The sequence below is a fragment of the Micromonospora mangrovicola genome (genome assembly GCF_047200535.1).
Lineage (GTDB): Bacteria > Actinomycetota > Actinomycetes > Mycobacteriales > Micromonosporaceae > Micromonospora.
Genome location: NZ_JBJZOG010000171.1, coordinates 1 through 7,997, shown reverse-complemented (window position 1 = coordinate 7,997; position 7,997 = coordinate 1). Strand labels below are relative to the sequence as shown.

Sequence of the window (7,997 nt, the reverse complement as noted above, 5' to 3'; positions counted from 1 at the left end):
GACCCGGGCCACCGCGTACGGCTACTCGCTCTGGGAGTTCACCGTACGGACCACGTCCGGCTCGACCCCGCCCCCGACCACCCCGCCGCCGACCGGCGGCTTCTGGGGCGACACCACCTCGATCCCCCCGGCCCAGAACGTCCTCATGGTGAAGGTCCTCAACCGGACCAACGGCCGCTACCCCGACAGCCAGGTGTACTGGAGCTACAACGGCCAGACGCACTCGATCGCGGACCAGCCCTACTTCGACATGCCGGTGAACACGGCGGGCCGGATGTACTTCCACCTGGGGTCGCCGACCAGCCAGTACAGCGACTTCATCGAGTTCACCGTCGGCGCGAACCAGTTCAACGGCAACACCACCCGGGTCGACGCGTTCGGCCTGAAGCTGGCTATGCGGCTGCGCAGCCGTACCGGATACGACGTGGCCGTCGGCGAGACCGAGGCGACGTTCGCCGAGGACCGCTCGGTCACCTTCCAGGCGTTCTCCGACGCGATGCCGACCGAGTTCGAGCACCTGGCCACCATCGAGGCGCCGTACCGCATCCCGTCGCCGGGCAACACCCCGCAGTTCCGCACCGGTGGCCAGTACGCCGACTACCTGAGCGGGTACGCGGCGTCGGTCGGGTTGCCGGCATCCACCTCGGACATCTTCGGCTGCGCCGGCCCGCTCGCCGGCAACCCGGCGGGCTGCGCCGCCCTCAACCGGCACGTCGCGCACCTGCCGCAGGCGCAGTGGTCCGATCCGAGCCTGTTCTACCAGCAGGCGCCCGCCAACTGGTACGCGAAGTTCTGGCACGACCGAGCCATCGGCGGCCGCTCGTACGGCTTCCCGTACGACGACGTCGCCGACCAGTCCTCCTTCGTCTCGGCCGGCGACCCCCAGTGGCTGCTGGTGGCCGTGGGCTGGTGACCCGCCCCCGGAGCCGGCCGGCCGATGTCGGTCGGCCGGTTCCGGAACCTCCCGATTCTATTGACACCGCCCGATGGCGAGGTCGACCCTTATCTGCCAGAGAGCGCTTTCCGACACCGGCCGCCGTCGCCCGGTGCCCGCCGTCCGGCCCGGCCGCCGTACCCCACCACCACCCGGCGGTCGGGCACCCACCTGGCCCGTGCCGGACCGTGCCCGGCCGCCGCTTTCTCCTGGAGACGCCATGAGCAGCCATCCCGTCCCGGCCGTCGATCCCCCTGCTTCCCCACCCACCGGGCGACGCCGACCGGCCATCGCCGTCGCGCTCGTCGTCGCCCTGGTCGCGACCCTCGTCACGGCCGTCACCAGCACCGCACGCGGAGCCGACCCGCTGCTCTCCCAGGGCCGGCCGGTCACCGCCTCGTCGACCGAGAACGCAACCTTCCCCGCGTCGGCCGCGGTCGACGGCAACACCGGCACCCGCTGGTCGAGCGCCTTCGCCGATCCGCAGTGGCTCCGGGTCGACCTCGGCGCCACGGCGGCCGTCAGTCAGGTCGTGCTCAACTGGGAGGCCGCGTACGCGACGGCCTACCAGGTACAGGTCCCCGGCGACGGGAGCACCTGGTCGACGATCTACAGCACGACCAGCGGCGACGGCGGCGTGGACACCCTCACGGTCGCCGGCTCGGGCCGGTACGTACGGGTCTACACCACCGCCCGGGCCACGCCGTACGGCGTGTCGCTCTGGGAGTTCCAGGTGTACGGGACCAGCGGCGGCACCGGCTGCGACACCACCGGCAACGCCGCGCTGAACCGCCCGGCCACCGCGTCGTCGGTGCAGGACGCCGGCTATCCCGCGTCCGCCGCGGTCGACGGTGACAACGGCACGCGCTGGTCGAGCGCGGCGGTGGACCCGCAGTGGATCCGGGTGGACCTGGGCGTGTCCCGCACCATCTGCCGGGTCGACCTCAACTGGGAGACCGCCTACGCCAGCGCCTACCAGATCCAGGTCTCGACCGACGGCTCCACCTGGTCGACCATCTACGGCACCAGCACGAGCAGCGGCGGCAACCAGCAGCTCACGGCCTCCGGCACCGGCCGGTACGTGCGCATGTACGGCACCGCACGGGCCACCGGGTGGGGCTACTCGCTGTGGGAGTTCGCGGTCCACACCTCGGGCGGCACGTCCACCCCGCCGCCGTCGAGCCCGCCGCCGTCGAGCCCGCCACCCGGTGGCGATGTGCTGCTGTCCTACAACAAGCCGGGCGTCGCCTCCTCGTACCAGGACGACGGGGCGTGCTGGCAGTGCTACGCCTCGCGCGCGTTCGACCTCGACCCGGCCTCCCGCTGGGCCACCAGCGCCACCACCGGCTGGGTGGACCCGGGATGGATCTACGTCGACCTCGGCGCCACCGCGACCATCCACCGGGTGGTCCTGCAGTGGGACGCGGCCTACGCGACCGCCTACCAGTTGCAGACGTCGAACGACGCGAACACCTGGACCACCATCTACAGCACCACCACCGGCCCGGGGTTCAAGCAGACCCTCGACGTCAACGGCACCGGCCGCTACGTGCGGATGTACGGCACGAAGCGCAACAGCTCCTACGGCTACTCGCTCTGGGAGTTCCGGGTGTACGGCACCGGCGGCGCGCCGACCGCTCCCCCGGCCATGCCGCCGGACCCGACGTTCCCGGCGACGAAACTGGTCTTCTCCGACGAGTTCAACGGCCCGCCGGGCAGCAGGCCCGACCCGGCGAAGTGGACCGTCGACCCGGGCACCGGACAGAACGGTGAGCTGCAGTACTACACCGACAACGCCAACGCCGCCATGAACGGCAGCGGCCAGCTCGTCATGGAGGCCCGCAAGGAGACGGCCGGCGGCCGCTCCTACACCTCGCACCGGATGAACACCAGCAACAAGTTCCACGTCCAGTACGGCCGGATGGAGGCCCGGATCAAGGTGCCCAGGGGCAACGGGTTCTGGCCGGCGTTCTGGATGATGGGGGCCGACTTCCTGACCGGGCGTCCCTGGCCGTACAACGGCGAGATCGACATCATGGAGATCCTCGGCCGGGACACCTACCGCAGCTACACCACCCTGCACGCCCCGGCCTACAACGGCGGCGGCGGCTACGGCCAGGAGCACGCCTGGAACACCGACCTGTCGGCCGACTTCCACACGTACGCCGTGGAGTGGGACAGCAAGGGGATGCGCTTCTTCGTCGACAGCACGGAGGTTTTCTACGCCAGCAAGGCGACCGTGGAGTCGACCCGCGGCCCGTGGGTCTACGACCACCCCTTCTACCTGATCCTCAACCTGGCCGTCGGCGGCGACTGGCCCGGCCCGCCGGACGCCTCGACGCCCTTCCCGTCCCAGATGCTCGTGGACTACGTCCGCGTCTACCAGTGAGTGACCCTCGGCGTGCCGGGCGGGCCCGTCCCGTCCGGCACGCGCCGCCGACTTGACAAGAAAGTTAACCAATCGGCAGTCTTCTATTAGAGAGCGCTCTCTTCCCCGTCCCCACGCCGGGCCCACTCGTGCGCCCGGCCGGAAGGAGACCGATGAACAAGCTCCTCGGGCTGCTCGCCACCGGGGTCCTCGCCGCCGGCCTGGCCGCCCCGCCCGCCGTCGCCACGGCGGAACCACCGGGAACCGGGGCCACCGCCGACGCCACCGGCCTCGCCCCTGGAATGGCCGAGGCCCTGCGCCGCGACCTCGGCCTCACCGACCGGGAGATCGTCGCCCGGCTGCGCGCCGAGGCCGGCGCGGCACTGATCGACGGGCGGCTGCGAGCCCGGCTGGGCCCGCGGTACGCGGGCTCCTGGCTGACCGGCGGCCGGCAGTTGACCGTGGCGGTCACCGATCGCGCGGCGGCCGCCGCCGTTCGCGCCGAAGGCGCCGAGCCCCGCCTCGTCGCGCACCGCCTGACCGACCTCACCGCCGCCCGGGCCGCGCTCGACCGGTACGCGGCCCGCCACCGGCCGGCCGCCGCCGTGCGCGGCTGGTACGCCGACACCGTCGGCAATTCGGTCGTGGTGCTGGTCGAACCGGGGCACACGGCGGCGGCCGCGTCCTTCGTGGCGGCCAGTGGCACGCCCCGCGCCCTGGTCCGCTACGTGGCCGAGGCGGACCGACCCCGACCCGTGTACGACATCCGGGGCGGCGACCAGTTCGTGATCAACGGAAACGTGCTCTGCTCGGTGGGCTTCTCCGTCGCGGGTGGATTCGTCACCGCCGGGCACTGTGGCGGCGCCGGCAGCCCCACCCTCGGCTACAACAACGTGGCGCAGGGGACCTTCGCCGGGTCGTCGTTCCCCGGCAACGACTACGCCTGGGTGCGCACCGACAGCAACTGGACCCCGCGCCCGTGGGTCAACAACTACGCCGGGGGCAACGCGCCGGTGGCCGGCTCCGCGGAGGCCGTCGTCGGCAGTTCCGTGTGCCGCTCGGGCCGGACGACCGGCTGGCGCTGCGGCACGATCCTCGGCCGGAACGAGACCGTCAACTACGCGCAGGGCACGGTCTCCGGCCTGACCCGCAGCAACGCCTGCGCCGAACCCGGTGACTCCGGCGGCTCCTGGCTCACCGGCGACCAGGCGCAGGGCGTCACCTCCGGCGGTACCGGCAACTGCTCGACCGGCGGCACGATGTGGTTCCAGCCGGTCAACGAGATTCTCGGCGCGTACGGCCTCTCGCTCACCACCACCGGCGGCGGGACCGGGACGCGGATCATCAGCAACTGGAACAACCGGTGCATCGACGTGCCCTTCTCCAACTTCTCCGACGGCGCGCCGCTGCAGACCTGGACCTGCAACGGCACCCTGGCGCAGAGCTGGACCTTCAGCGGCGGCACCCTGCGCACCCAGAACAACCTGTGCATGGACGTCGCCTGGGGCTCGCGGGACAACGGCGCGGTCATCCAGATCGCCACCTGTAGCGGCAACCCGGCCCAGCAGTTCGTCCTCTCGGCCGCCGGTGACCTGGTGAACCCGCAGGCCAACAAGTGCGTCGACATCAAGGACTGGAACAACTCCGACGGCGCCCGCCTGCAGCTCTGGGACTGCGCGGGCACCGCCAACCAGAAGTGGCGCACCGGCTGACACCGGGGCGGATGCCGGGGCCCGGCGGTGGTCGCCGCCGGGCCCCGGCCGCTCTTCGACGGGCCGGGGAGGCCCGCGGGAGCGACCGGGCCGCCGGCACCGGCCACCCCCACCGTCCACACCGGCCACGGCGACCGGAGAGCGCTTTCCGACCGCCGTGCTATAACAGCGGCATGGCGAACAGGTCCCGGCCGCCGTCCAGCCTGCCGCGTACCGACACCGGGGTCGCCGCCGGGCCGCAGGGCCCGGCCAGGCTGCCGACGCTGGAGGACGTGGCCCGCCTGGCCGGCGTGTCCCGGGCGACCGTCTCCCGGGTCATCAACGGCATCCGCAACGTCGACCCGGGCCTGCACGCGGTGGTCTGGTCGGCGGTGGACGCGATCGGGTACGTGCCCAACCGGGCGGCGCGTTCCCTGGTCACCCGCCGCGCCGGCACGGTCGCCCTGGTCGTCTCCGACAGTGACGACCGGACCGAGGACCCGTTCTTCGGCCACTTCCTCACCGACCCGTTCTTCGGCCGGGTGGTCGGCGGCGCGATGAGTGTGCTGGGTGCCACCCCGGTCCAGCTCGTCCTGCACCTGGCCGGCAGCGAGGCGGCACGGACCAGGCTCGTCGGCGACCTGCGTCAGGGCCAGGCCGACGGCGTGCTGCTGCTGTCGCTGCACCCGCAGGACGCCCTGCCGGCACGGCTCGTCGAGGCCGGAGTGCCGGCGGTGATGGTGGGTCGGCCGGGGCGTCCCGCGCCGATCAGCTACGTCGACGTGGCGAACGACGTCGGCACCGCGCTCGCCGTCGAGCACCTGCTCGACCGGGGCTGCCGGCAGGTGGCGCTCATCGGCGGCCCGGCGGACCTGCCCGCCGGTCAGGACCGGTCCGCCGGCTTCCGGCAGGCCATGGCCCGCCGGGGGCACGCCTGGTCCCCCGGCGAGGCCGGTGACTTCACCCGGGAGAGCGGCGAGGTGGCGATGCGCCGCCTGCTCGACCGCCATCCGGATGTCGACGGCGTCTTCGTCGCCAACGACCTCATGGCGCAGGGCGCGCTCAACGCGCTGCGTGAGGCGGGCCGGCGGGTACCCGAGGACGTCGCGGTGGTCGGCTTCGACGACAGCAGCGCCGCGCGGGCGGCCCAGCCGCCGCTGACCACCGTCCGACACCCCCTCGAGGACATGGCGGCCGAGGCGACCCGGATGCTGCTGGCCCGGGTGGCGGATCCCGCGCTCCGCAGCGCCTCCGTCATCTTCGACCCCACTTTGGTCGTGCGCGCCTCGGCCTGAGCGACGTCGACGACCGGCCGGCGACACATCGGTGTTCACCTATTGACAAAGGTTGTTAACAATCGCAGCCTGAGAGCGCTCTCTCCCGTCCCGTCACCTCCGAAGGTGGTCTCCGTGGCACTCCGAAGAAAGCTGCTCGCCGTCGTGTCCGCCCTGCTCGCCGCCGCCGCGAGCACCGTCGCCGCCACCCCCGCCCGCGCCGTCGGCCCGGCGTTGCTGCCGGTCACCGTCACCAACACCACCGGCCGCGCCGACGCGGTTTACCTCTACGTCATCGGCATTCAGCTCGCCACCGGCCGGCTCGGCTACGTCACGTCCGGCGGCACCTTCGTACCGTGGACCGGCGGCCAGCTCCCGCCCTCGCCCGCGCCCGACGTCTCCATCCCCGGGCCCGGCAACGGCGGCAGCACCACGATCCAGTTCCCGCGCGGCTTCTCCGGTCGCGTCTACTTCGCCCTCGGGCAGAAGCTGAAGTTCTTCCTCACCCCCGACGGGCTGGTGCAGCCCGCCCCGTGGGCGGCCGGCGATGCCAACCGGGACATCCTCTTCGACTGGAGCGAGTTCACCTACAACGACGCCGGGTTGTGGCTGAACAGCTCCCAGGTCGACATGTTCGCGGTGCCGCACGCGGTCACCGTGACCGGTGCGAACGGCGCCACCAAGCGGACCGGTGACCTGGTGGCCAACGGGCGCAACGCGGTCATCGACGGAATCCGGTCCCAGCCCGGCTGGGCCGGCACCGTCCAAACCCGCTCGGACGGGACGGTGCTGCGCGTCCTGGCCCCCGGCAAGGCCGCCGGCGCGGGCCTGCTCAGCCCCACCTATCTCGACTCCTACATCGCCGCAGCGTGGAACGCCTACACCACGAAGACACTGACCGTGGTGCCGTTCGCCGGCCAGCCAACCCGGTACTACGGCCGCACCTCGGGCACCGTCATGACCTTCACCAACAGCAGCGGCCAGGTGGTCGCCTCGTTCAACCGCCCGTCCTCGGCGAGCGTCTGGGGCTGCGACGGCGATCTGCCCGCGCCGAACGACCAGGTGGTCGGCCCGATCTCGCGTACGCTCTGCGCCGCGCTGAACCGGGGCACGCTCGGCACCATCGACACCCAGCCGAGCACCAACGCCGCCGACTTCTACCGCAGCAACCCCACCAACCAGTACGCCCGGCTTATCCACGCCAACATGGTCGACGGCAAGGCGTACGCGTTCGCCTTCGACGACGTCGGCGGGTTCGAGTCGCTGGTGTACGACGGCGACCCGCGGGCAGCCGGGCTGGTGCTGAGCCCGTTCGGTGGCGGCGGTGGCACCCCCGGCGCCGGGGTGGCCGTGGTCAGCGACTGGAACAACAAGTGCATCGACGTGCCGAGCGCCAACTTCGTCGACCGCGCCCAGCTGCAGATGTGGACCTGCAACGGCACCGACGCCCAGAAATGGACGTTCACCGGCACGGCACTGCAGAGCCAGAACAACAAGTGCATGGACGTCGACGGCGGGTCGACCGCCAACGGTGCGGTCGTCCAGCTCTACACCTGCAACGGCACCGGCGCCCAGCAGTTCACCCTGAACGCGGCCGGGGACCTGGTCAACCTGCAGGCCAACAAGTGCGTCGACATCAAGGACTGGAACGGCAGCGACGCCGCGAAGCTCCAGCTCTGGGACTGCGCCGGCACGGCCAACCAGAAGTGGCACAAGGGCTGACCCACCCG

General features: G+C 72.0%; 5 protein-coding genes. All 5 read left to right on the top strand.

Annotated features, from left to right (window positions below):
* On the top strand, positions 1-913 hold a 913-nt coding region (locus ACL02O_RS32960), incomplete at its 5' end, for a glycoside hydrolase family 64 protein (protein ID WP_412822093.1).
* 241 nt (positions 914-1,154) lie between these two features.
* A complete protein-coding gene (locus tag ACL02O_RS32955; protein WP_412822092.1) occupies positions 1,155-3,323 on the top strand; it encodes a discoidin domain-containing protein in 2,169 nt (722 codons plus the stop codon).
* Between the two features lie 152 nt (positions 3,324-3,475).
* Positions 3,476-5,014 (top strand): ricin-type beta-trefoil lectin domain protein, encoded by a 1,539-nt coding sequence (locus ACL02O_RS32950; RefSeq protein ID WP_412822091.1) that lies wholly within the window; start codon positions 3,476-3,478, stop codon positions 5,012-5,014.
* A 173-nt stretch (positions 5,015-5,187) separates the two neighbouring features.
* Positions 5,188-6,288 (top strand): LacI family DNA-binding transcriptional regulator, encoded by a 1,101-nt coding sequence (locus ACL02O_RS32945; protein WP_412822090.1) that lies wholly within the window; start codon positions 5,188-5,190, stop codon positions 6,286-6,288.
* A 114-nt stretch (positions 6,289-6,402) separates the two neighbouring features.
* Positions 6,403-7,989: a glycoside hydrolase family 64 protein gene (locus ACL02O_RS32940; RefSeq protein WP_412822089.1), complete on the top strand. Its 1,587-nt coding sequence runs from the start codon at positions 6,403-6,405 to the stop codon at positions 7,987-7,989.
* Positions 7,990-7,997: the final 8 nt, after the last annotated feature.